23 protein-coding genes, 2 tRNA genes and 1 pseudogene are annotated in these 25,482 nt (G+C 45.6%); 2 read left to right on the forward strand and 24 right to left on the reverse strand.

Going from position 1 to position 25,482, the window contains the following annotated elements:
• Window positions 1-28 precede the first annotated feature (28 nt).
• From ACYVD3_RS27640 to ACYVD3_RS27660, 5 genes are all read right to left on the reverse strand, one after another.
• Window positions 29-1,741, reverse strand: a complete 1,713-nt coding sequence (locus tag ACYVD3_RS27640) for a DUF2264 domain-containing protein (protein ID WP_460645726.1) — start codon at window positions 1,739-1,741, stop codon at window positions 29-31.
• 30 nt (window positions 1,742-1,771) lie between these two features.
• A complete protein-coding gene (locus ACYVD3_RS27645) occupies window positions 1,772-3,235 on the reverse strand; it encodes a sulfatase family protein (RefSeq protein ID WP_460645727.1) in 1,464 nt (487 codons plus the stop codon).
• A 61-nt stretch (window positions 3,236-3,296) separates the two neighbouring features.
• Complete coding sequence (locus ACYVD3_RS27650; protein WP_460645728.1) at window positions 3,297-4,946, reverse strand: type 2 periplasmic-binding domain-containing protein; 1,650 nt, start codon at window positions 4,944-4,946, stop codon at window positions 3,297-3,299.
• Window positions 4,947-4,990: 44 nt separating this feature from the next.
• Window positions 4,991-5,902: a carbohydrate ABC transporter permease gene (locus ACYVD3_RS27655; RefSeq protein ID WP_460645729.1), complete on the reverse strand. Its 912-nt coding sequence runs from the start codon at window positions 5,900-5,902 to the stop codon at window positions 4,991-4,993.
• Window positions 5,903-5,912: 10 nt separating this feature from the next.
• Window positions 5,913-6,875, reverse strand: a complete 963-nt coding sequence (locus ACYVD3_RS27660; RefSeq protein WP_460645730.1) for an ABC transporter permease — start codon at window positions 6,873-6,875, stop codon at window positions 5,913-5,915.
• A gap of 314 nt (window positions 6,876-7,189) precedes the next feature.
• On the opposite strand from ACYVD3_RS27660, the gene ACYVD3_RS27665 reads away from it, so the two are divergent.
• Window positions 7,190-9,430: a helix-turn-helix domain-containing protein gene (locus ACYVD3_RS27665; RefSeq protein ID WP_460645731.1), complete on the forward strand. Its 2,241-nt coding sequence runs from the start codon at window positions 7,190-7,192 to the stop codon at window positions 9,428-9,430.
• Window positions 9,431-9,458: 28 nt separating this feature from the next.
• A pseudogene (locus tag ACYVD3_RS27670) lies at window positions 9,459-9,635 on the forward strand (GyrI-like domain-containing protein); the annotation flags it as partial.
• 77 nt (window positions 9,636-9,712) lie between these two features.
• On the opposite strand, the gene ACYVD3_RS27675 reads toward ACYVD3_RS27670, so the two are convergent.
• The 19 genes from ACYVD3_RS27675 to dhaK form a co-directional block, all read right to left on the reverse strand.
• Window positions 9,713-9,784 (reverse strand) — tRNA-Gln (locus tag ACYVD3_RS27675).
• Between the two features lie 190 nt (window positions 9,785-9,974).
• Window positions 9,975-10,046, reverse strand: a tRNA-Gln gene (locus ACYVD3_RS27680).
• An 88-nt stretch (window positions 10,047-10,134) separates the two neighbouring features.
• Window positions 10,135-11,595, reverse strand: a complete 1,461-nt coding sequence (locus tag ACYVD3_RS27685) for an anti-sigma-I factor RsgI family protein (RefSeq protein ID WP_460645732.1) — start codon at window positions 11,593-11,595, stop codon at window positions 10,135-10,137.
• A gap of 8 nt (window positions 11,596-11,603) precedes the next feature.
• Entirely contained in the window at window positions 11,604-12,182 is a 579-nt protein-coding gene (locus ACYVD3_RS27690; RefSeq protein ID WP_460645733.1) for an RNA polymerase sigma factor, read from the reverse strand.
• A 76-nt stretch (window positions 12,183-12,258) separates the two neighbouring features.
• Window positions 12,259-13,437 carry a cation diffusion facilitator family transporter gene (locus ACYVD3_RS27695; protein WP_460645734.1) on the reverse strand — a complete coding sequence of 393 codons (1,179 nt, stop codon included), beginning with the start codon at window positions 13,435-13,437 and terminating at the stop codon, window positions 12,259-12,261.
• A 98-nt stretch (window positions 13,438-13,535) separates the two neighbouring features.
• Entirely contained in the window at window positions 13,536-14,297 is a 762-nt protein-coding gene (gene truA, locus ACYVD3_RS27700) for a tRNA pseudouridine(38-40) synthase TruA (protein ID WP_460645735.1), read from the reverse strand.
• Entirely contained in the window at window positions 14,263-14,739 is a 477-nt protein-coding gene (locus tag ACYVD3_RS27705; protein ID WP_460645736.1) for a VanZ family protein, read from the reverse strand. The genes truA and ACYVD3_RS27705 overlap by 35 nt, the downstream gene beginning before the upstream one ends.
• Window positions 14,736-15,911 carry an aminotransferase class I/II-fold pyridoxal phosphate-dependent enzyme gene (locus ACYVD3_RS27710; protein WP_460645737.1) on the reverse strand — a complete coding sequence of 392 codons (1,176 nt, stop codon included), beginning with the start codon at window positions 15,909-15,911 and terminating at the stop codon, window positions 14,736-14,738. The genes ACYVD3_RS27705 and ACYVD3_RS27710 overlap by 4 nt, the downstream gene beginning before the upstream one ends.
• A 136-nt stretch (window positions 15,912-16,047) precedes the next feature.
• Window positions 16,048-16,659 (reverse strand): L,D-transpeptidase family protein, encoded by a 612-nt coding sequence (locus ACYVD3_RS27715; RefSeq protein WP_460645738.1) that lies wholly within the window; start codon window positions 16,657-16,659, stop codon window positions 16,048-16,050.
• Window positions 16,660-16,767: 108 nt separating this feature from the next.
• On the reverse strand, window positions 16,768-17,364 hold the full coding sequence (locus ACYVD3_RS27720; RefSeq protein ID WP_460645761.1) for a cytidylate kinase-like family protein: 597 nt from the start codon (window positions 17,362-17,364) through the stop codon (window positions 16,768-16,770).
• Window positions 17,365-17,615: 251 nt separating this feature from the next.
• The gene (locus ACYVD3_RS27725; RefSeq protein ID WP_460645739.1) at window positions 17,616-18,092 is read right to left on the reverse strand and encodes an SAM-dependent methyltransferase; all 477 of its coding nucleotides are present in this window, start codon (window positions 18,090-18,092) and stop codon (window positions 17,616-17,618) included.
• 120 nt (window positions 18,093-18,212) lie between these two features.
• Window positions 18,213-19,076, reverse strand: a complete 864-nt coding sequence (hflC, locus tag ACYVD3_RS27730) for a protease modulator HflC (protein ID WP_460645740.1) — start codon at window positions 19,074-19,076, stop codon at window positions 18,213-18,215.
• A gap of 2 nt (window positions 19,077-19,078) precedes the next feature.
• Window positions 19,079-20,074: an FtsH protease activity modulator HflK gene (hflK, locus tag ACYVD3_RS27735; protein WP_460645741.1), complete on the reverse strand. Its 996-nt coding sequence runs from the start codon at window positions 20,072-20,074 to the stop codon at window positions 19,079-19,081.
• Complete coding sequence (locus tag ACYVD3_RS27740; RefSeq protein ID WP_460645762.1) at window positions 19,990-20,193, reverse strand: hypothetical protein; 204 nt, start codon at window positions 20,191-20,193, stop codon at window positions 19,990-19,992. Before ACYVD3_RS27740 ends, hflK begins: the two co-directional genes overlap by 85 nt.
• Window positions 20,194-20,323: 130 nt before the next feature.
• Window positions 20,324-21,139, reverse strand: a complete 816-nt coding sequence (locus tag ACYVD3_RS27745) for a MerR family transcriptional regulator (protein ID WP_460645742.1) — start codon at window positions 21,137-21,139, stop codon at window positions 20,324-20,326.
• Between the two features lie 416 nt (window positions 21,140-21,555).
• A complete protein-coding gene (locus ACYVD3_RS27750; RefSeq protein WP_460645743.1) occupies window positions 21,556-23,238 on the reverse strand; it encodes a GAF domain-containing protein in 1,683 nt (560 codons plus the stop codon).
• Between the two features lie 93 nt (window positions 23,239-23,331).
• Window positions 23,332-23,817, reverse strand: coding sequence for an L-2-amino-thiazoline-4-carboxylic acid hydrolase (locus ACYVD3_RS27755; protein WP_460645744.1), 486 nt, complete (start codon window positions 23,815-23,817; stop codon window positions 23,332-23,334).
• A gap of 12 nt (window positions 23,818-23,829) precedes the next feature.
• Window positions 23,830-24,480 (reverse strand): dihydroxyacetone kinase subunit DhaL, encoded by a 651-nt coding sequence (gene dhaL, locus ACYVD3_RS27760; protein WP_460645745.1) that lies wholly within the window; start codon window positions 24,478-24,480, stop codon window positions 23,830-23,832.
• Between the two features lie 11 nt (window positions 24,481-24,491).
• The gene (gene dhaK / locus ACYVD3_RS27765; protein WP_460645746.1) at window positions 24,492-25,478 is read right to left on the reverse strand and encodes a dihydroxyacetone kinase subunit DhaK; all 987 of its coding nucleotides are present in this window, start codon (window positions 25,476-25,478) and stop codon (window positions 24,492-24,494) included.
• Window positions 25,479-25,482: the final 4 nt, after the last annotated feature.

Raw genomic sequence — 25,482 nt, forward strand, 5'->3', positions numbered from 1 at the left:
GGTGCTTACGTTCAAATGTTACATCCGCTCACATTTCCCAAAAGGTTTCAACCCCCGTTTTAACCATTGTCTCCCCCGGTTCAATTTTCTTAAACAGAGCCGGGATCCTGGTGTTTCTGTATAACAGGTTGGTATTGGGGGCGGCTTCCACGAGAAACGGTTCCATTTCCCCTTCCAGAGAAACCAGGCGGCAGCCATGCATCGAATTTTTCACTTCAATGAATCCCTTTCCCGTCTCCACGGTCAGGCCGCCTTCCGGCAGGCATACCGCAAATCCGCAGTCATAGACGGTACATGGTCTTTCGCTTTTTATCCTATGGATTCTCATATGCCCCTGCTCCACAGGTATGATCTCCGTAACCACCGTAACCCCTGACATCGGGCTCCATTGGGAAACCACCCGGTCCTCTTCTACCTGGCAGCAAATGCTGCGGTGCCTGACCCAGACCCGCTCTTCTCCCTCCGGAACAAAAGCCAGCATGCTGTCAGGTGCTGCTTCTGACAAAAGGTCCCCGGAATGGGCCACCGAAAAGGCAAATAACGTGGAGTAGGCAAATTTCCCATATTTTTCCTTAAAATGGCCTAACAGATTTTTCCCGTAAACGGCAGGTACATAGGCCGTCACTTCTTTTCCCCGGTGCTGTAAGAGCATATCCGCTCTGGGAATCCCGTGAAGATGGTCCAGTTTTGGAAGGGCTTCTTCCTGCGCTTCCCAGTAGGGATGGGCATCAGGAAGCGCCAGCAGAAGAAAGGTCTTCATACACCAGTAGGGGCTTCCCGGAGCGTTGTACCGTTCCGCCATGGTCAGGTTGGGGTAGGCGTATCCCACGCTTAAGGTACCGTCTCCGGCGAAAATATCCTGGGCCAGCCAATATCTGATGTTCCGGTTGATTACACCCTTGATCACTCCAGGGTCAAAGGCCTGGATGCCGGAAAACAGGAGGGCAGGCCAGAACGCTGCCTGAGCAAAGCGGTACAGCAGAGAACGCCCATAGGGAAGGGCCGCACCATCTTCATCAAACCAGTAAATATAATCACCGGCAAATTCCAAAGCCCTCTGCTTTAACCGCCGGCACCTTGTCAAGTCATCCTCTTCCCCAAATACCCCATACAAGAGGCTGTAAAACTGCATGGCAAAGGCGCTGTAATAGTCCTTTTGATCCGACACCCCATCCACATACCAGCCGTTTCCCAGATAGCATTCCTCCATATAGTCCAGATCCTGCCGGAGGCGGCTTTCGCTGTACGGGCGGCCTACGGCCTTTAGGGCCAGATTGACCAGAATCCGAAAATAATACCAATTGCATTTGGGAAGTTCATGGTTGTTTATCTGATACAGCCACGCACATAAATTTCCTTTTTCCCTCTCTCCAAGAGGTTCCCAAAGCACTTTGGGCGCAAGCAGCAGCCCAAAGGCCATGGGTGCCATTTCTACAAAACGCTGGTCGCAGTCCTCACAGTCTCCCCAATACTCCAGGTTATCCGGGTCCGTACCGGCCGCAATTCCTTTCCGGTATGCCTCTTCAAACATCTCATCCCGTCCTCCCCCTGCCCAGAAGGGAACCAGTCCCCACAAGGGGCGGGCAAATGCCTCCATTTCTATCACCTTCCGGGAATAGCCCGCTCCAGCGCCTGAAAGCCTGATTCCGGCACCTGTGGTGCTGAATTTTTCCCGGAGGGGATTGAGCATTTCTATAAACAGTTTCTGATAATCCGCCTTTGTCTCCAGCCGCATTCCCATACTCCCTTCTTAAATGATTCTATTTTTTATTTACAATACAGGAAACCTTTCGTACCTGTCCCGGAATCCTTCTCCGTCAAAGGGTTCCAGTGTAATTAAATCTCCGGTGGCTTTCATATGGGCAGCCAGCCTTTCTGCCATGGCTTCTGCAATTTTGTCATATTCCCGGTCAAACATCAGATTCGTGGTCTCCTGGACATCCCCTTCCAGATCATACAGCTCATAATACGTCTCATCCTTAAATAAATCCACGATCAGTTTATAGCGCCCCTGCACCATACAGCGTTGGAAATTAGACCGGGAACCGTTCCCGTCGTACTGGATGAATGCAAAACCCCCGCTTTCATCCTCTTTTTCTCCCCGAAGCAATGGCATCAGAGACGTTCCGTCCATCTCGTTTCCGGCATCCATATGCAAATATTCACACAGGGTCGGTAACACGTCGATGTGGCTCACCACCTGGTCATAGGACTTCCGGACAGGAGTAAAACCCTTAGGAAATTTTAAGAGCAGCGGTACCCTGGCCGATTCCTCGTACATGCACATCTTCTGGAACAGGCCGTGGGACCCCAGCATCTCTCCATGATCACTGGTAAAGAGAATCAGGCTGTCTTCATAGATCCCCTGCCGTTTCAGCTCTTCCAGAATCCGACCGACGCATTGGTCCAGCAGGCCCACCAGGCCGAGATAGACTCTCCATGCTTCGTTCCAGTGTTCCCTGGTGTAGCGGGCCCCTGCGATTCCTGTGAGATTATACATCTGAAGGGGAGATTGTCTGGAATAATACGTTCCCACATTTTCCGGCAGCAGGAAATCCTCTGTACTTACCTTTCCATACCATGGATCGGGAACCTGCAGAGGCGGATGGGGGGCCAGAAACATGGCGTTTAGCAGCAGCGGCTTTGTGGCGTCCCTGTTTTTTAACCCTTCCAAAGCCTTTTCCGTAAAATAGGAATCAAAATAATACATTTCTCCCGGCTCATACCGGCCGGTTTCCGCATTGGAATAGCTGCTCACCCTGGTGACCTTTCCGTCCACCATTTCCGCCGCCTTCGTACGGAACCGGGGACCTCCTGGCATTGGTTTTCCGGCTTCTTTTAAAAACTCCTTATAGCTTTTTTCCGTTGAAAACCAGCGCGTCCCGGAATTCCCACGGTCCTCCGGCTTTCCGCCTTCCGTAAACAAATGCTGCTTGCCGCTGTGGATACTGTCCCAATCCTGTTCCATGATTGTGTATAAATGGTTTATTCCTGCCCTGACGTCTCCGTATCTGGCGTCGGCCGGCTCCCATGGATTGATCAGGGAGCCGTTTCTGTTGGGATAGGTTCCTGTAAAGAAAGCTCCCCGGGCGGGCACGCACAGGGGAGAGGCACAGTATGCGCGGCGAAAGGCAGTCCCTTCTTCTGAAATGGAATCGATATTGGGAGTAAATCCACTGCCCAGCACATCCCAACGCAACTGGTCCGCCATGATAATGATGACATGTGGTTTCATTGGCTTTGTCTTCTCCTTTTTTATAAAGAGCCGCACTTATGTACGGCTCTTTTTCTTTTCACTATTCTGCGGAATAACGGGCATAAGCATCTTTATAAATCTGGATATACCGTTCCACGTTCATATCTTTAAGCTTTTTCTGGAATCCATCCCATTCGTCTTCCACTCCGCCTTCCACGATCCATCCGGCATACTTCTGTGCCACATAGGAATCGATGTCCGTCTGCAGTACGCCGATTTCCTCGATTTCGTCCTCCGTAAAGAACACGTTGGGATACATTTCGTCGGCAGGAACGTTATACTGGGAGTAAAACCCATCCAGTTCCTTTCTCTCCGTTAAGTTGGCATTTAAGTCCAGCTTGTCAATAATGGGCTGCATAACCGCAAAGGTTCCGTCATTTCCCGGACTGTAGTCGTGGATCGCCGTATCCAGGGTGACTCCCTCCGGAAGCTTCATCTGACGATACCGGCCTTCAGCGGTCTTTTCCATCACCCGGCCCATAAGGCCCTGACAGATTTCCAGAGACACTTCCGGATCATAGGACTGGTCAATCCAGCGCATCAGCACTTCCGGATGCTCCGCTTTGCTGGTGATTGCAAAGGATCCCTTGGAAATGACTTTCGCGTCTACTGTCCTCCAGATTCTCTGGCCGTTGGTATTGACAAGGGGCGCCATGGCCACATAATCGTCTTTATTTGCTGCCGCAGTGGCATTGCCGCTCCAGCCAAGGAACATGCCCACGATCTTGCCTGGATCCTGGATCTTTGCTACGTAAACATTGAAATCATGGGTGAACGCCTCCTTGTCCACCAGCCCCTTTCCGTACAGGGAGTGGAACCAGGAAATGGCCTCTTTATATGGTTCCGTTGACGGAGTATAGACCACCTGGCCGTCTTTGATCACAAAATGGTAAATATCATCCAGTTGTCCGAAGGTTCCGAATAAGGAATGGATTCCCTGCTGGCGGTTGTATGGATCGCTGGAACTCATTCGGAAGCTAAAAGGAATTTCATCATTGGGATTTCCGTTTCCATTGGGATCCTTGTCCTTGAATGCCTGCAGAACAGTTTCTAAGTCTTCCTTTGTTTCAGGAACCTCCAGCCCCAGGTTATCAAGCCAGGTCTTATTAATGAACAGCTTGTCATGGGTCATGGGGTTCAGTTCGTTAATGGTGGGCAGAGAGTAAATATTGCCGTCCGGCGCAGTGATCTGTTTTCTGTACCTGGGATTTTCATCCAGAATTGCCTTTAGGTTTGGCGCGTACTGGTCGATCAGATCATTTAACGGAATCAGCATTCCCTGTGATGCATATTTGATGATATCCACATCTTTTAAGATGTCCTGTCCGTAAAATGCGTCCGGCAGAGTATTGCTTGCAAACAACAGGCTCTTCTTCTCATTCCAGCCGTCGTCAGAAGAGATGTTCCAGTTGATGATCACATTTGTTTCCTTCTCCAGGTTCTGAAAGAATTCCAGTTCCTTAAAGTTCTTGTTCTTCTGTGTGCTGGCTGCAATTTCATAGGTGACCGGCTCTTTGACAATAGGAAGGCCTTCCTTATTTACCTCAAATGCCGCCTGCTGCCCTCCTGTGCCCGATGGGCTGGACATTTCCGGTGCCTTGGTCTCGTTGGCTGCTTTTGGTACGCAGGCAGTTAAGGCCGATGCCATAACCGTGACTGCAAGCAGTGTGCTCATTAATTTCTTTTTCATTGCTTTCCTCCTCAAAAATATAGTTGTTGTATGTTTTTTCACCATCAACCCTTGACAGAACCAACCATAACTCCCTTTGCAAAATGCCTCTGGAGGAACGGATAAATAACCAGTACCGGCAGGGTTGATACGATAATAACACCGTACTTGATCAGTTCTGCAGCCTTCTGCTGTTCGATGATGCTGTCCACATCACCCAGGCCGGAGGCCTGATTCTGAAGCAGGATGTTTCTTAAGGTAAGCTGCAGCGGATACAGTCCTTCATCTCTTAAATAGATCAGTCCGTTCATAAATTCATTCCAGTGCGCCACACCGTAATAAAGAACAAGAACCACTACAATGGTTTTGGACAGGGGAAGTACGATGCCGAAAAAGTATCTGATATGGCTGCATCCGTCTATGGACGCTGCTTCGTACAACTCTTCCGGTATATTATTGCTGATATAATTAATGGCAATAATCAGGTTGAATACATTGATGGCCGGAAGCAGAACCATGACCCATGGCGTATTGTACAGATGCAGATCATTCATCCATAAGTAGGTGGGAATCAGCCCTCCCTGGAAGTACATGGTGAACATCACAAACAGGGTAAGCAGCTTTTTCGCAAAGAAGTTCTTTCTGCTTAAGGGATAGGCCAGCATCATGGTCATAACAACGTTGATGGTGGTTCCCACTATCGCATAAAAAATGGTGTTGCTGTAAGAACGCCAGATTTTCGTATTTTCAAAAATTTTCTGATACCCTGTGGTATTGAATCCCACGGGCCAGAGAGAAACCTGACCGTTGTTTATGGCCACCGGATCGGATACCGATGCGATCACGATAAAGTATAGTGGATACAGTACACAGACTGCAACCAGGGCAAGTATGAGATAATTAATGATATCAAACAAGCGGTCGGCCGGTGCCTGGGTCTTAAAGCTTCTGTGCAGCCTCTTTTTTTCCTGTGCCATTTCATTCTCCTTACCACAAGCTGTTATTTGTCGTTTTCTTTGCAATGCGATTGACAGTAACCAGAAGGATGATATTGACCAGGTTGTTAAATAAGTTGATGGCCGCAGAATAACTGTATTGTGCATCTATCATACCAACTTTATAGATGTAGGTCGATATAATTTCACTGGCCGCCAGATTCTGGGCGTTCTGCATCAGATACGCCTTCTGGAAACCCAGATTCATCACCTTACCCACTTCCAGGATCAGCATCATTACAACCGTGGGTAAAATGCCCGGAATGTCAATGTGCCTGATTCTCTGCCATTTATTTGCCCCATCCACCTGGGCTGCCTCATATAAATCCGGGCTGATTCCCGCCAGTGCCGCAATGTAGATGATGGCACTCCAGCCTGCGTTCTGCCAGACTCCTGATATGACGAACGTCAGCTTGAAATACTTTGCATCTCCTAAAAAGAAGATGGGGTCTCCTCCCAGCATCTGGATCACCTGGTTGATGAGGCCGTTTCTCGGCGATAAAAATATGTACAGCATACCGGTCAAAACAACGATGGATATAAAGTGAGGACAATACACAATCGACTGTACAAATTTTCGGAACTTCTGGTGACTCACCTGATTCAGCATGATTGCCAGAAAAACCGGGATAGGAAATCCCAACAGAATTTGTAAGAAGCTTAATCCCAGCGTGTTCTTAATTAACGGCCAGAATTGAGACGATGAAAAAAATCTCTGAAAATGCTTGAAGCCGCACCACTGGCTTCCCCAAATTCCGTCTACCGCTTTAAAGTCCTTAAAAGCGATCTGTACCCCATACATAGGTATATAATGAAACATAATAAAATACAAAACAGGAACCGCGCATAATAACAGAAGCTGCCAGTCACGCCGAAGCGCTCTTTTCACTCTGTAAATCTCCGGCTGCCTGAATACGGGTCCGACCGCGTTTATCGTGTCAGTTTTTCCCCTCATTCCCTGAGACCTCCTCCATGATTTTCTTGTCAGGCCCCAGTATAGGAGAAGACCAGGCACTTTTCAATTCACATTTTTTGCCTTTGGTTTTGCCTCTTACCCAAACCTTTTTTGCTGTTTCTTTATTATGGCTCAGCAAATTGCCATTTTTTGCGTCTTTGCAGAATTTGCACTATATTTTACAGGGCTTTCCGGAGTTTTTTATCCATCTTTCCATTAATCACTTTTTCTTTCCCTGTTCTTTGCTTGAAAGTATTGTGCATTTACCATATAATAAATATTGTTAAATCCCAAAAATAAGGCGGTGTGATCTTATGCAGAAAAATACGAAAAAACGAAAATTCGGGGAGCACTATGTCCGCTACCTGATTTCCTATATGACGGTTCTTTTAATCCCTCTTGTCATCCTGACCTTCTTCTACGCTTCCCGTTTCATGAAGAAATTTTATGATGAAATTTATGAAACCGTGGATTTAGAGCTGCTGCAGATCAGCACCCAACTGGATAATGAACTGGAGTCCATGGAGAATATCGTGGGGCAGCTCACCCTGACAGGCACCATACATGAGGCTTCCGAGGCAAACTCTCCCCTGGCCTTAAGCCCGATCATCACCCATCTGTCGGCCCTGACTTCCGCCAATCCTTTTATCCAGGACATTGTCCTGATCCTGGATGGAAAAGAATACGTCACCACCAGCTCCACAACCTGCCAAAAAGACTATTACTTTGACCGGATTTTCAAGGTCCCCGGCTTAAATTCCAGGGAATTTCAAAGCCTGCTGCAAAACAGTACCACCTCCTTCTGCCTTCCCCAGCAAAAGCTGCTTAATTTAGACATCAGCCCGGTGGAGGCAAAGGTGGTGCTCTTCTCTTATCCGTTATTTACTGACTACTTAAAACACGAGGGCACGGCGCTTTTTTACGTTAAAAACAGCTCCATTGAGGCGCTTCTCAGCCAGAAGCTTCAAAGCTATCAGGCACAGATCTATATCCTGGATCAGAACGGTGCCGTCGTTACCACCTGGGGAGACCATGATGTAATGCGTGACAGCCTGAGGCGTTTCCTGGGTGAATCCTTAAAGCTTTCCGCCACAGACCGGATCGACGGAGAGGAATACGTCGTCCGCACCCACCGGTCAGGCAGGAATAACTGGACGTATCTGGCCTTTATCCCGGACAGGCAGACGACATTTTCCCAGGTAAATTCCATTATGAGAGAATTTTTGCTGGCCATCGTGATAATCCTGCTTCTCGCCAGCTTTACCATTTTCTTTTTACAGAAGGTGAATTATGCGCCCGTGCGGCGCCTTCGGGACCGGGCAAAGCTGATTTCTCCTGACGCGGTCTCCTCAGATGAACTGGAGACCATTGCCGGGGCCCTGGACTATCTTTCCATACAGAACAGTTCTCTGTCCACACAACTGGAAAACAGCCTTACGGCTGTTAAAAACCAACGGTTGTACCGGCTGCTGAGCGGGGATTACGCTTCCAGGGAAGATTTCAACCTGGACTGCTCGGAGCTGGACATCTCCCTGCCAAATGAGTATTTTACAGTCAGCATCATGATGCTGCATACGCCGTCAGAGAACTTAAGCGGTCTGGCCCAGGAGATAAAAAAGCAGTTTTCTGTTCCTTATATTTATTATTACCTGCATAATTTTTATCCGGATCAGATCGTTCTTCTGGTAAATCAGCCGGAGCTCTCCCCGGTTTCCGCCAGATTCTTCGGAGAGATACAGAAATACCTGTCTAAAAAATACGGACTTCTGACCACCATCGGAATCGGCCGGCGGGTGGACAGCACAGAACGCATCGCCCAGTCTTATATGGAAGCGGTCAGCGCTCTGGACTACCGGTTTGTAAAGGGCAACGGTACTGTCATTGAGTTCAGGGAAGTGCTGGGTCCGGCCCATACAACGGTTATCTATCCCTACAAGGAATTTGAGGCCCTGCGAAACGCTCTGCTCTCTCACAACGAGCATAACATAAGGGAGGCCATTCAGAACATCATAGGTTTTATGGAGCAAAGCCAGCTTCCTCTGTACCTGGCCAGAAGTATCTGTTTTGACCTGATCCACCTGGTCAACGAGCATTGCCGGGGACAGAAAAACGCAGTTTCCAACTCGCCTCTTGAACTGTCCGGCATGGAAACCGCCCAGGAAATCATCCGGCTGCTGCGGGCCTGGAGTGAAAACCTTCATGGGCTTACAACATCCTCAGGAAAGCGGGTGGTTCTTGAAGAGATCATAAATTACCTCAATGAAAACTGCCTTCACTGCGATTTTTCCGTTTATGAAGCCGCCGGACACTTTGAAATGACGCTGCCGGCCTTCAGCAAGCTCTTTAAAGACCGCACAGGGCAGAATGTAATGGAGTATACCATTCGCCTGAGAATGGAACGGGCAAAGGAACTTCTGCGTACTACGGACCTTCCCATAAAAGAAATTTCCGAGGCAGTAGGATACTATAATATCTCCAGCTTTACAAGGCGTTTTAAAATAAACCAGGGGGTCACCACCAGCGAGTACCGGAAAATCTCAGCAGAACAAACGTAAAATCTTTTATTTAATGGGAGGTTGAAATATGGAAATAAAGAAGTGTGTCAAAGAATCATTTTCGGTCATAGGTAAAGAAGGTTCTACAAGTGACGGCAAAGGGTTTATTCAAAAATTATGGGCTGATGCTAATGCTGATTTTGCAGAAGTTGCACCATTGGCAAAGAAGGATGAGAATGGAAATCTTTTGGGAATTTGGGGTGCAGCCTGCTTTACCATGGCACCAATATAAAAAAGTCTATAAATACAAGGATTTACCTTATACTTATAGACTTTCTTTCCCTGGGCTACAAGGATTCGAACCTTGAGATGACGGAGTCAGAGTCCGTTGCCTTACCGTTTGGCGATAGCCCATCAATACAACGAGGTCTATTATATCTAATGATCGAAAAACTGTCAAGCATTTTTTTTTAGATATTTTTAATTCCTTAAGGTCTTGAGAAATCGCCCATTATCCACAAAAAAGCGCTTTAAAAACAGCCAATAAAACAAAAAAAGCTTCGATCTCCCTGCAGCAACAGGAAAACCAAAACTCATTGTGAAACTGGGCTACAAGGATTCGAACCTTGAGATGACGGAGTCAGAGTCCGTTGCCTTACCGTTTGGCGATAGCCCATCAATGCAACGAATGTATTATACTATAGCTTTTCATTCTGGTCAAGCACATTTTTACATTTAAAAAAGATATTTCCAAAAACAGCTCATCAGGAAGAGCTTCCCGTTTTAGAAGACTCTTCCTGTTTTTTTGTTGTATGGGTTTCTTCTTGAGTAGCGGACTTCCCGGTTTCCGGCACATTCTTTGCCGTCTCAGACGGCCTTTCCTTGGCAGGGTCCGTCTGCTCTGTCTGTTTCGTCTCTTCGCTCTCTTCTTCCGTTATTTCCGGATCTGCATTTCCGTCTCCGATCACAGGAGTTTCAAAAACTCCCTTTACCGTCGTCTGCTTTCCGATCTTAGGAGAAATACCGCCCAGGGTAAAGGTATATTCCAACCCTCCCTGAAGCCCTGTTACATGAATCTCACAGTAATAGGAATCCGCATCTCCCACCTTGGCGGAATAGGTATTCCCATCCTTGTCATTTACTGAAACTGTGGGATTTTTCCATTTTACCCTGGTTTTAAAATTTACTATGACAACGCCGTTGTCGTAATCCACATAGTCTATCTTAATCTTTTCCGTTGAAACCACTTCCTCCTCAGAGGTGGTTTCCTCTGCTGTGGCAGTGGCGGTCGTGGCCGGCGGCTGGGTTTGGGAAGGCTGTAACGAAGTCTGGCTTTCTGTTTCCGTGGCCTCAGTCCTGGATTCTTCCATAGCAGAACTCTCCGCCCCAGTCTCAGGAGCCAAAGTTGTGGGGACCTGGGTTGTCTGGGCCTGGCTGGTTTCATCCGCCGTATCTGTCTTACCGCCTACGGCATAAGAGCGTTCTGTGATCACCTTTGCGATCTCCTCCATGGTGAGAGGGGCCAGCTCCTTCATATCGTCCATGGTAAGGGAAGAATTCTGCAGGATCAGTTCCCTTAAAAAATAGGCTTTTCCATAAGAAATCTTATATTCTTCTGCCAGCCGTTTTACCTCATCCTCTTCCATGACCTGCTGGTCATACACCACCGCCTTTACCTGGTTTTGCTCCAGTGTATTTTGGATGTCACTTACCACCTCAAAGCGCAGGTTTGAAGCCTTGCTGATGCTGTCATTGGAAACGGTAACCAGGATCGCATTGTCCAGGTCGCTAAAAAAACCATGGGTAACCATGGAACCGATCACGGCATTGACAGCCGTATTCAAATCCACACCCTTTAAATCCATATCCTGCAAGATACTTTCCGCATCCTCGTTAAGGGCCTTTGCCCCAAGGACCTTATTCCTTTTATTTACGGATAATTCCACGCTTGGATTTACATCAATTCCAATGACCGAATCCACTTTTCCATTCTGATAAGTATAAGTTCCTCCGGCCAGGGCAATTATGCAAAAGCATGCAGCCACAAGGGTCCCAATGACCCTCTGCCTTAAGAAGAAAACAGAACGGGTTTCCTTCTCTGCCTTTGTCTGAGGCGTACTCAAGTCAATCCGTTCCAGAACATTAGGAGTTAAGTTCCTGGCCGCAGATTTTAAGCAGGCTTCAATCTGTTGTCTATTCAATTGTCTGCGATCTAATTCAGCCATGTCAAAGCCTACTCCTCTCTCAAATAATTTTCCAATTTCTTCATAGCACGGTTATATCTGGAAAGGGCTGTAGCCAAAGGAATCTTAAGGCTGGCGGCAATTTCTCTGTGTTTCATGCCTCCTGAGGTATGAAGGAGAACGATCTCCCTTTCCTCTTCCTTAAGAATCTGTAAAGCAGCAAGAAGAACCATCTTATCTGCCGCAATTTCAATTTCCGGGCAGACTTCTCCTGTTTCTGCCCCTGTTAAATCCTCCAGCGTAACATCCGAATCATGTTTTTGTTCCCGGAATTTCATATAGCACAGATTCCGCGCAATGGTAAACATCCATGCCAAAGGCTTCCCCTGGGATTTATAGCTTGACGCAGAAGTCCATATCTTAAGATATACTTCCTGCATGATCTCCTCCGCATCCTGGGGGTGCCTTACAATTGACAGGATAAAACTGTATATTGTCCGGTCCGTATTTTGATATAGCTGCCGAAAGGCCTCCTGATCTCCAACCGCAACCTTTCTAAGAAGCTCTTCATCGCTCATACGGCCGTAATCTTCAGGCCCGCCAAGGCTCATCAATCCCATAAACAACATGGATCCGATTTCCTTTCTACTAAGTTAATGCGGAATACTGTCATCTTATTGCATAAACTGGAAAATTTTTATTACCTTATTTTTCCACTCCAAAACCGCTTTCAGCCGTTATGATCAGACAGCACCGTTTGTCTATTTCAGTTACCTTTTTTGTGATTTCTTCCTTTAGCCAATCCTTCTTTTTCTTATCATATTCCCTGGGTACCACCAGATCAAAAACCAGGTTGATCTTGTTCTTTCCTTCCACCATACGGAGGTCGTGGAAAGAAATCCTGGAGTCTATTTTCTGCAGCACATTTTCCAGCATGCTTCCAAATTCCATGATTCTGGAATCCTTTGTCTCCACCGGATCCATATGGATTACCAGAAATATCCCAAACTTTCTTACTGCTTCCCTTTCAATGGCATCAATAATCTCATGGGACACTTCTATATTGACATCATTAGGCACCTCCGCATGGATGGATGCCATGCTTCTGGAAGGGCCGTAGTTGTGCACGATTAAATCATGGCTCCCCATAATTCCATCGTAGCTTTCCACAAATTCCGTGATCTCATTATAGATCTTTGGGTCAATGGGTTCTCCGATGAGGGGAGTTAAGGTGTCCTTTGCTATTCTCACTCCTGCCCACATAACAATGACAGAGACCGCAATCCCTATGATCCCGTCAATGTTAAGCCCCCATATGCCGTAAACCAGAATCGACAGGATGGTGGCGGAAGTCGTGATCACGTCTCCAATGGAATCCGCTGCCGTGGCCTTTAAGACCGTGGACTGGATTCTTTTTCCCAGGTTATTGTTAAACAAGGCCATCCATAGCTTTACACAAACAGACAACAGTAAGATGGCCACAGATACTGCCTGGAACGTCATCTCCTCCGGATGAATAATTTTCTCAATAGAGGTTTTAAAAAAGGAAAAACCTACCTGAATAACCAAAAAGGCTACTATAAAGGCGGCAATGTACTCCACCCTTCCATGGCCGAAGGGATGGTCTTCATCCGCCGGTTTTCCGGCCATCTTCATCCCTACAAAACCTACAATGGAAGAAGCAGCATCAGAAAGATTGTTAAAGGCATCTGCCATGACAGAGACACTGTTGACCAGCATTCCGGTAAAAAGCTTGGCACCAAACAGTATGACATTGCAGCAGATCCCTACAATACTTGCCATAAGTCCGTACCTTGTCCGCACCTGGGCATCCCCTGTTTTTTTGTAATCCTTCACAAATGTCCTAATCAAAAAATCTGTCATAATGCTCCTTTACCGGATTTTGTTCTCGTGAAAGCAACGAGCCAAGATCAAGACCCCTTGACTTTGGCGACTGCTCCCAAGGGATAACACCACGCAGCTTATTCCGGGGTATTTGGCCCTTTGTAACGCACCTGCTCAAGAAAAAGTCCTTCCGGAGGTGCCGTAAACCCTGCCGCACTCCGGTCCTTTGCCTCCAGGATTTCTTTCATCTCTTCTGCCTTACGCTGTCCTAACCCCACCTCAATTAAGGTGCCCGTTAAGATCCTGACCATATTATATAAAAAGCCGTTTCCAGTATACCGTATCAGAAGACGGCTGCCCTGCTGTTCAAATTCAATCCTGTTTAAAACTCTGACCGTGGATTTTTTCAGCCTCCGGTTAGAGCAAAAGCTTTTAAAATCATGTTCTCCTGTGAGAAAGGAGGCGGCCTGTTCCATGGCCTTTACATTGAGTGCCTTAAATAAGCCATAGACGTATTTTCTCTCAAACACCTGCCTTTTTTCACCCATCTCGATTTGGTACAGATAGGTTTTTTCCTGGGCGTGAAGGCGGCTGTGAAAGCGTTCCTCTGCAAGCTCCACGGTTTTCACCCGGATATCCTCAGGAAGGTACTGGTTTAAATATTCCCTTATTTCCTCCGGCCTCATCTTCCCAGCCACGTAAAAATTAGCCACCTGAGCCAGTGCATGAACGCCTGCGTCCGTCCGTCCCGAGCCATGGACCTCCACTGCCTGTCCTGTCATCCGTTCTAAAACATGTTCTATCTTTCCCTGTATGGTCTGTTCCGTATTTCCCTGTTTCTGCCAGCCGTCATAACGGCTTCCATCATATTCCAGAATCATTCGATAATTTTTTATCATACTTTTTCTCCATTCTATTATATCGAAGCAATAATGCGGCAAGCAGCAGCCCGAAAGCCACTCCCCCGCAGTCCAGCCAGACATCAGATATCTGCCCGGAACGCCCCTCTACCATTAACTGAATAGTCTCATCCACAAAAGGCACCATAAATCCTGCCGTTAAGCGGATAAAATATCTTCTTTCCGTTGGAAAGCCATAGGATTTTACCCATCCATACAGCAAAATCCCTAATAAGGTATATTCTGAAAAATGACCTGTTTTGCGGATCATGTGCTCCGTCAGCCACCTGGTGCTGATCCCCATGGATCCAAATGATTCCTGAGCCATGCGAAGCACCCATCCGCTGTCTGCCGATGAGATCTTAGCCGGCTTCATGGAATTGGAAAATATGAACATGATATAAAGCAGGGTCACTGCCGTCCATATCCATCTCTTTTTCATAGCCGTTTCCTCAAAATTCCGCTGTCTTCCACCATTTCAGCGGCTTTCCTAAGCACTTCTTCATCCTGGACAAGGGCCAGCCTTGCATACCCCTCTCCCGAAGGCCCAAAAGCGCTGCCGGGAGTTACCAGGACCCCTGACTTTTCCGCCAGCTCCATGGCAAATGAGAATGAGTCTTCAAACCCGTCCGGTATCCTGGTCCATACAAACATGGTTGCCTCCGGCTTTTCCATCCTCCACCCGATCCGGGTCATGCTGTCACAAAGAACATTTCTGCGCCTTTCATAAGCGTTTCTGGCTTCCTGGACGCAGTTCTGGTCACCTGTAATGGCTGCAATGGCCGCCTGCTGAATGGGAAGAAACATTCCATAGTCCATATTGGATTTAAGGGTTTTTAATCTGCTTACAATTTCTTTATTTCCTACACAGAAACCGATCCTGGCTCCTGCCAGGCCATAGGATTTGGAAAGGGAATTAAATTCCACTCCCACCTCTTTGGCACCGGGGAACCTAAGGAAGCTCCCGCAGTTCCTGCCGTCAAAAACCAGTTCACTGTACGCGTTGTCGTGAAGGACTATTATATCATTGTCCCTGGCAAAGGCTATTAATTCTTCATAAAAGGAATCCGGAGCCACAGCGGCAGTGGGATTGTTGGGATAAGAAACGATCATGAGCCTGGCCTTTTTCGCAACCTCCCCCGGAATGTCCCTAAAATCCAGGAGATACCCATTCTCCCGCTTCTGGGTCATGTAAAAGAGGTTGGCTCCTGCCAGCACAGGCCCATCTGCAAACACCGGATAACAGGGATCCGGAACAAGCACCACATCGCCTTCATCCACAACAGACAGGGCAATATGGGCCAGTCCTTCCTGGGAGCCCAGCAGAGAACAGATTTCAAAAGAAGGGTCTAAGTCTACCCCGTATCTTCTGTGATACCATAGGGCCACAGCCTCCAAAAGCTCCTTCTGGTCCCGGATGGCATATACGTAATTTTTCGGATCAGCCGCAGCCTGACACAGAGCATCTGTTATGTGCTTAGCCGGCGGAATATTCGGTGCGCCCACGCCTAAATCAATTACCGGTTCTCCCTTTTCCTCTTTCTGCCTTTTTATTTCCAGCAGCGTGGAAAAGATGCCTTCTCCAAAACGGTTCATTCTCTCTGAAAAATGCATGGGTCTTCTTTACCTCTGTCTTCTGTAATTTATCATAATTTCGTCTATTATAGTACAACGGCAGTTATAATACAAGGACAGACATTGAAAAAATCCCCAAAAACGGCTTAAAACCGCATATTTGGGGAAATTTCTCTTATGGTCCTATGGTAACCGGTACACCTAAATTGCAATAACTCCATAATACATCCATGACACTGTTGTCCACTGCCACGCAGCCCTGGGTGGTTCCGTCAGGAACCCTGCAGCCATGAATCATAATGGCACCTCCAAGGGGCGTATCCCATGGCGGCTGTTTGCCTTCTAAATTGGCTTTCACGATTTCGTCCTTCTGGGCCTGGGTAATAATGCCGTCTGCAAATCCTCTTTCCGCATCCTTAATGGCCGGGTAGGAAAGTCCCAATGCCAGATAAGCTACACTATTATCATTTCTGGTGCATACATAGAACTCTCCGCTGGGTGTTCTCATGTCGCCCTCTACCTTTTTATTTCCTTCCGATGAGGCCGCTCCCAGGGAAACCGGATATTCCGCAATCAGAACTCCATTCTCCTTTAATGAAAGCGTCTTTGTTCTCTTGCTCACATATATGGTCACATTACTCGTGGAACCGGAATTGCCGGCGGCAATCTTAGCGCCCGGACCGGATATGGGCTCTGCATACCCTGTAACATTGGAAGACGCCGCCATCGCTATGACCAGAACGGCTGCAATAAGACCCCTGTATCCTTTTCCTGCCCATTTCATCATCCATAACACTCCTTTTTTTGTTACATTATACCATCCATTTTGGAAGCAAGCATTTACAATATTCTTACATTTCCTTCCAAAATCTTTCGTTTTATGGACCTTTATATATTAAATATAGCCTTGCAAATAAGCCAGGGCAGCATTTAAGCAGCCTACCTCCCCTACCAGACTGCTTTCCAGGCAAAGGTGGTAATTCTGTGCCTTCCCCCATTCGCAACCGGTATAATACTGGTAATAGTCTTTTCTCTTTTTATCTATTTCCCGGATCCTCTCCTCCATCTGCTCAGGGCTGACACCTGTTTCAAGAGAATTTATTCGTTTAATCCGGTTTTCCATCTTGGCATATATAAACAAATTAATGCTGTTTTCAAGCACCCTGTCCGCACAGCGTCCCACAATGATACAGGGCCCCTGTTCCGCCAGCTTTCGTATTACACGAGACTGAGCCAGAAAAATCTGGTCTGACATGGAAACTTCATACACCATAGAGAAGGGAGAATAAAGCCTCTGCTCCAAGGGCTCCTGCTGGATGGAAACGTGTTCGTCGTAATGCAGAAATGCCTCCTCCGCCAAACCACTTTCTTCCGCAGACAAGGAAATCAGTTCCTTATCATAGAATGGAAGTCCCAGTCTTTCAGCCAGCTTCATGCCCAGCTCTCGTCCGCCGCTTCCAAACTCCCGGCTAATTGTAATCACCTTATCCAACATACGCTCCTCCTTATCTTCTGCTGAGTAATTTTTGCTACCCATCATAGTTTCTGTATAGCAGGATATCTACAAGGCTGTCAAATGGGCTTTAAATTTCCTGATTATCTTGGTATATCTGCATTTTACCACATTCTTAAATACCTGTATACCACATTTCCGCCTCTCTTATTCATACTTTGAGGCAAATCCTGGAAAAATTTCGACTTTTCTGCGGCAATGGGAGTTTGTTTCCTTTAATATTTTGCTGCTTAAAAATTAAATTCATCTTCCCAATTAAATTCTCCTGATTTCTCTAAGCTTTCAGGCCAATGGCCGCACCATTTTGGCACGCCTGGATTTTCAACCCTGTCAAGGCTTGGTGTGTACGGCTTTATATCAAGCACAGGGGTCCCGTCATTGGCGTCAATATAAGCAATCTGAATGATGCCTTTTGAATAGTCGATATGAATGACCTGTGCCGCAGTTAATGCAATGGGATTGGGGCGGACTGGCGACCTTGTGGCGAATATTCCCATAACAGACGGAGCCTTTTTATAAGGCTGGGGCGTTTCCAGGGTACTTCTTGCTTCCTCACTGTCAAAATCACTGAACCACCAGATCACATTGATATGGCTGAATCCTTCCAGTGCCTGCATCCCGGGAATAAACTTTGATTCCAGTTCAATAAACATTCCTTCATCGTTAACGTTGATTTTGCCGATAGGGCTTACCTTAAATTTCTGCATAGTGCATACCTCCATATTATCATTGATTTACCTGCAAATACAGTGTAGACCCTTACACCATGTGAGAGTCAATAATAAAAAGGTATCTTCGGGGCGCTTCTTTCCAGCCCATGGAGTTTTTTAATTTCCAGACAAAATTCTTGCAAGTTCACTGTCTTTATTCAAGATAATTGTCTTATCCGTACCTTTTAATGAAGTCTTTAGAGCATCAAGAGAACGGACGTAGTTGTAAAACTCTGCTTTGGACTCGTCATTATATGCGTTACTAAGAATCTGCATATACTGAGCTTCGCCTTCTGCCTTAATCATTTCAGCCTCTGCTTCCGCTTTTGCTACCGTCTCTTTTGTTGTTTTATCCGTTTCGTTATGGATCAGAGAAGACTGATAATCCCCATCTGCTGTATACTGAGCCGCAATATTATTCCTTTCAGAGATCATACGCTGGTATACAGACTCTTTATTGGAATCTGGCAGATCAAGCTTTTTTGTTTCTACAGCAAGGATACGAATTCCATAAGAATCCATTGATATTCCTATATTATTTGTAATTGCATCTGCAAGTTCTCCAGCCCTGCCTGAAATAATATCTTCCTGACTGGTTGCAGACATAACAGTTTTGATGGAATTATACACAACATTGTCAAGCCTTACCTCAGCCTTTTCAATGCTTGCATTCAAGGAAGATAAGTATTTCATCGGATCTGTGATTTCCCAGATTACGAACGAGTCAACATTCATTACTTTCTTATCTCTGGTCGTGACATCACTTGGAATGAGGTCATAGATCATTTTTTTTCTTGGAATCCTTTGTGTACTTTGAATAAAAGGAATCTTAAAAGACAGACCTGCAGTATTTTCCACACGCATAACCTTACCAAACTGCTTGACCAATGTGTATTCGTTTGCCGCTGTGACAATAAGGGAATTTAAACCTATAAACATTAAAAGCAGAATAACAACTGCATATTTTACTTTTTTAACCATTGTTATTGTTCTCCTTTCTCACTGCTTACAAAGGGTTCTAAAGGAAGCATTTTTTGTGTTCCATCTGATCCATCGATGATAACCTTCAGGGATGGCAGAATGTTTTCCATGGTCTCGTAAAACATTCTCTTTTTTGTAATCAGCGGGTACTTTATGTACTCCTCGTACATATCGTTAAATCTTGATACCTGACCTTCTGCTTCACTAATTCTTTGCTGCTTATAGGCTTGGGCATCCTTTTTTGCTTTATCTGCTCTGGCATTTGCTGCCGGGAGCTGCTCGGACTGATACTTTTTCGCTTCATTGATTTTCGTATCCATACTCTGTTTTGCATCTTCTACTGCCTTAAATGCATTGCTGACTTCTATTGTAGGCGGTTCTGAGTCCTGTATGGTTACATTATTAATACCGATGCCAATATCTTCTGTTTCCAATCGTTCAGAAAGAAGCTGCTTTACTTTTGCTTGTATTTCAGCCTTTCCTGTGGTGATCACCTCATCTACATTATAGATACCAACAGTATCTCTGATATAAGACTGGGAAAGATTTTTTAAGATATCCACAGCATCGTCACGGTAAATATATGCTCTGACCGGATCAACAACCTGATATTCTATATAGAAGTCAACATTAACAAAATTAAAATCTTTCGTGATCATTTCGGATTCACTAACGGTTGATTGATCATTTTCGTCATAGCCGATCCTCATGCCTTTGATTTCTTTTGACATCTTGTAAACTGTTTGTACAAATGGGATCTTAAAATGGGGTCCCGTCTTTGTCACACTGACAGGGTTACCAAATGTACATACTACCGCAACCTTATCCTCAGTCAACGTATAAAAGCTGTTGGAAAATAAGAAAACAGCCAGTACAATTCCTATCATAAGGTAAGTGCTCCTTAAAATCACCTTTACCTGCTTTTTTCTTGGAAGTTTTTCGAAATTTTCCGGTCTTCGATTGCTCGAATCCTCCTGGCCTCCAGATCTTTTATCCATACTTTTCTCCTTTCTTTCTGACGGCAGATTTTTAATCCTGGGGATGCTTGTAACAATGATTTTTCTTCACTATTATATTTCTGCCTGCTTTCCTGGTTTGAATTCATGAACAAAGCCATGGCGAATCTCATTCGCTCTTTTGTCATGCAATTCTTTATTTCATCTTCTATTATACACTATTTTGAGCTTTTGAGGAATTTCTTATAAAATAAAAAGGCGTCCTGCAAAATCTGCAAAACGCCGGTTATCTTATCTTTTCTCCAATGGTATCTGGATTTCAGTCAGATAGTTGTCCGGGCTGTCCTCATTCCAGGGCCCCCGATGGACAATCTGCCTGCTCTGGCCCCTCATTTTGTATTGATTATGTGCCTGCAGCCAGTCTGCAAAAGCAAGATATGCACCCTTTATATTTTCAAAAGATCCATATACCATAGTACATGCCATCATGGGCACAGGTTCTGTATTTCTATAGGTAAAACCGCACACATCCTTTCCTGTCCGCGCCACGGGAGCGCATATTTCAATGTCAACGTCCGTTTCCTTATAATCTGTATCATGATAAACAGCAAAGGTATTGGTTGAAACAGGGATATTATTTTCTTCTGCAAAGGCCGACATTTCTTTCCACATCTGGCCCTCGGCATAATAATCCGGGACGACCCGCCTTAAAGAAAATACCTGATAGCTGGGTATGGATTTAATGGAAACATTGTAATGTATGGTAATTTTTTCCTGCAAAATATCCCTCTTTGCCAGCTCAATTTTAGATAGTCTGTCCTGCTCAGCCTTCATTGCATCCTCAATTTCCAGACGCTTATTGTCAAGCTGGTTTGCTATAAATTCATCCTCCCAATGATTAAGGGCAACCGTAATTTCAGAGACAGTAAACCCTAAATCCCGTAAGAATATTATTTTATTCAAAACAGGGATTTGTTTTATGGAATATAGCCTGTAACCTGTAAATCTATCTGTTTCCGCAGGCTTTAGCAACCCTGTTTCATCGTAATACCGCAGCATTCGGACCGACACCTGTGTCAATTTGGAAAACTCACCTATTTTAAACATACGCACCACCTCTATATTGATTGATTATACCGTAAGCAGAATCAAACTGCAAATACAGCAATTCTACTTAATTGGAACATAAATATCAATCTCAGAGTTTTCTATATTTTCTCCTGTAACCCTTTCGGTATAGCATCTGCATTTTTGCTGCATCCTGCCGTAATTCCTAATGCCATTACCAAAATCATGATTAATGCTGCTACTTTTCCCATTTTTTTCATATATCTCTCCTTTATCTTTTTCCATAAGCAAAATATAACAAATATCATCAAAAAAAAATATGACCAATGTCATGAAATCACCATTTAATTTTTGTCTGGTAAAAATTTTACAACAAAAGCACAGAATCTTTTCCTGTGCTTTTGCTGTTCTTCGTATTCAGTTTACAGTTCCAATTGATTGACAAGAATAAAGGTTCACTCCACGCCATACTCTTTTATCTTCCGATACAGGGTAGAACGGGAAATCCCAAGCACTTCTGCAATATCCGTTTTGGAATACCCTCTCGCCAGCATTGCCGTTATCCGTTCCCTGGCAGTCTCTCCAAGACCGCGAAATACCTCTTCTTTCAACCGGATCAGATTCTTTTCCTTCAGTTCTTCTATAGTTACTCTTCCGGAGCATTCCGCGGCGATCCGTTCAAGAATCAGCTCCATGCTGTGCTTTCCTATTTCCCCGTAATGATTTCTGAAATAGGTTATAACTTCTCCCGACAGTTCAACCGTTCTGTTATGATAGAGATTCTTATAATAATTCAGACCTGAGGCCACATAGTACCGGAACTTTACCATATCCTTTTCCACTCCTTCAAAACTGATTTTATGCAGAACCATGAGGCGGTATAATTCCGGGGAAAACAGCTTCTGCTCCACCAGCGGCTCCAGCTCCCTGTCGGTGCAGAACAAAAATCTTACATTGGAACGGATCAGCTTATTATGCGATTTGAACTTGCCTGCTTTCATGAAATCAGCCAGATAATTCTGTATGTATATGGGCATGTTCTCCGGCTGCAGGATCACGATGGTGCAGTTATTGGCATTTTTTAAAAGTCCGTATTCATCCATCATATAAATTTCAAATAAGTCCCGGTACAGATTATCCGCATAAACCACATAAAGATCATGGAGGTTTCTTTCCGAAGTATTAAATACCGCTTTAGCCAGGAGGAGATTCAGCTCATTATCAGAGCTCTGGATCAGAACATGGTGATCTGTTTTGGCCAGGGTCCGCACCATGTCCAGTTCCTGCTTTGAAAAATATTTTTTCAGCCACTCCAAAGTCACAAGAGAACCCTGTTCAGAAATGTTGATCCTTTTAACAAAATCACTTTGGGGCCTGAAATAGAACAGAGTACTGAACTCCGTATCGCTTAAGTATATCTTCTTACTGGACACCACCCCGTGAAACAGATGCTCATTCATTTCACAGGTCAGCCTTTCATTGCTGATATCCTCATAAGAATGAAAATAATCTTCTATTAATTGAAACGGAAACAGTTCTTTCATGTTTCTGCCGGTCAATCCTCTGTCAAAATGAAGAATATCACAAAAACGCTGGTTCACATGAATGATATTTCCGTAATAGTCCGTGTAAATGACCGCCTCAAACATCTTATCCATAATTGCTTCTATTTCTTTCAGGCGGTTTTGAAGTCCAATGGTTTTTGTTTCATTTTCTATTTTTCCGGACAAAAGTTCCGCAAAATTTTCTAAAAAGGAAACCGTTGAATCCAGGCTTTCAAACAGGAATTTCGCCCTGTGCCTGGTTAAAATCAAAGCAAGGGCACCTACAACCTGGTTCTCCACTCTTATGGGCACTCCTACAAAGCTGCTCATCTTACACTCCCTGAACTGATCGCACCGGCGGCATCCAGGCAGACGGGACTTGTCTTCCACGATCACGTTTCTGTTTTCCATAAGAATGGTGGATATAATGGTACCTATTTTAATATCTGTATAAAGGTTTAAATATTTAAAGGCACTTCCAACAATCTTCATATTTGTATCGATAATCAGAATGTCTGTGTCCAATGTATCCGAAATGATCCTTGCAAAATGATTGGTATAGCTTTCGATTAATCCCAACAGGCTTTTCTCCATCCCGCACCTCACAAATATCCGTTTTTTAAACGCCAAACAGGGATGCTGTAATTTTACAACAACCCTTTTGGTCCGGAAATTAAATCCGTTTCCTTATTCCTGGTTCTTATGAAAAGCTACTTCGCAAATGGAATCTCCTTTTGCAATGGTTTTTCCAAGGTGGAAGTTAAAGTCTTTAAACTGGGAGCAGATCCCTCTGTCCCCGTCCATGGCGATCTCGCACATTTCGGCGATCAGCTCCTCATCATCCGTAAGCTTTCTCCATGCGTCCACCAGTGGACAGTAGTGGAATGTTATATCCAGCCGTTCATCGGTGCATTCCGTATCCATCTGAAAAATATTTTTTACATTGTCACTGATAAATTCCTTTTCAAATACCTTTAAATCACTGGTCTGGGTGTATTTGTTCTCTCCGTGGAAGCAGCCGCATTTTTTAATGGCCTCATGGGCAAATTCACTGTCAAGGCCTCTCTTTTTTGCCTCCATAAACATGTAGTAGAACCATGTGGCTCTGTGCTCGATCCCATCCCGCAGATCCTTGATGTGCTGACCTCTGTCTTCTGGTGTGTTGCTGTACATAACTGTACCTCCTTAAATATTAATTTTTTCTTTTATGCAATTCATTAACGTGCCGATCTGATAAGACATGGTAACGGCTCCCGGATCCAGATGTCCAAGCCCCTTATTGGCCTGATAGGTAGCCCTGCCTCTTACCGCTTCCATATTCCTCGTGCTCTCAGCTCCGTCAATTGCTGCCCGCTTCACTATTTCGCAGATTTCCAGTTCACTTTTTCCATCAGAAACTGCTTTCTTATATGCATTTACCGCCGGGGCAAGGCTGTCTATCATGGTTTTAAACCCTTCCTTTGCCTGTCCCCTGGACATGATGGCTTCCAGCATGGCCTCCAGCATGTGGCATACTCCCTGACAGTCCAGGGTTTCCCTTCCTTTTACCGCCTTGGCAGCCGCAAGATATGCGGAGCCGTAAAGCACTCCGGAGGACCCTCCGATCACCGCCATCATGATCTTGCCGATTTCCTTTAATTCATCACTGATGGGCATTTCCCCCAGCTCATCCGCTTTTTCAACCAGCTTTTCAAATCCCATGTTAATGTTTGCCCAGTGGTCGCCGTCGCCGGTGGCCAGGTCCAGTTCCGTCACATATTCTCCGTTTTCACGGATCAGCTCATATGCTTTTTTTATGTACTCTGCGTAGTCCTTACCTGTTAATTCAAATCCCATATTCCACCGCCTTATCTGATGTTTAAAGCCGGAGTATTACAAGGCGCGTCAAGAAGCTCCTTTAACTCGTCATCCAGTTTCATGAGTGTCAGGGAACAGCCGGTCATATCAAGGGCCGTCATATAATTTCCCACAAGCGTCTTATAAGCCCTGATTCCCTTTTCCTCCAACAGCTTCTGAATCTCCATATTCAGAATATAAAGCTCCATAAGAGGGGTTCCCCCCAGACCGTTTACCAGCACTGCCACTTCGCTGCCGGTATAATCATAATCCTCAAGAATCTTCCCAAGAAGGATTTCCGCTGTCTCTTTCGCTGTTTTTACCCTGGTTCTTTCTACTCCCGGCTCTCCATGGATGCCCATTCCGATCTCAATTTCTTCTTCCCCCAGCACAAATCCCGGTTTTCCCACAGCAGGAAGGGTACACGGACTCATAGCCATGCCCATGCTTCTTATGTTTGAAATGACTTTTTCAGCAGCAGCCTTTACTTCCTGTAAGCTTCCGCCCAGCTCTGCTTTCGCTCCTGCGATCTTATGTACGAATACGGTACCTGCGATCCCCCTTCTTCCGGTGGAATATGTACTGTCAGGAACAGCCACGTCATCTTTAACAACGACCCATTCCACATCTATATCCTCTGCCTCTGCAAGGTCAGAGGCAAGACCGAAGTTCATGATATCCCCGGAATAATTTTTTATGATCAGAAGGACCCCTTTTCCGCTGTTCATCTGATTGATGGCTTCCCCGATCCGGTCCGGACTGGGAGAAGAGAATACGTTTCCGGATACGGCGGCATCCAACATGCCTTTTCCCACATATCCTGCATGGGCCGGTTCATGTCCGGCTCCGCCACCTGATATGACGGCCACCTTATCTGCCCTTTCCCTGCGGGAAATCACTTCGTAGCCCGGAGTATACCGAAGCTCCGGATGGGCAAGTTCCATGCCCCGCAGCGCTTCTGCCACTACATCCATTGGTTTGTTTATTATTTTTTTCATGTTG

Source organism: Lacrimispora brassicae (assembly GCF_054772055.1).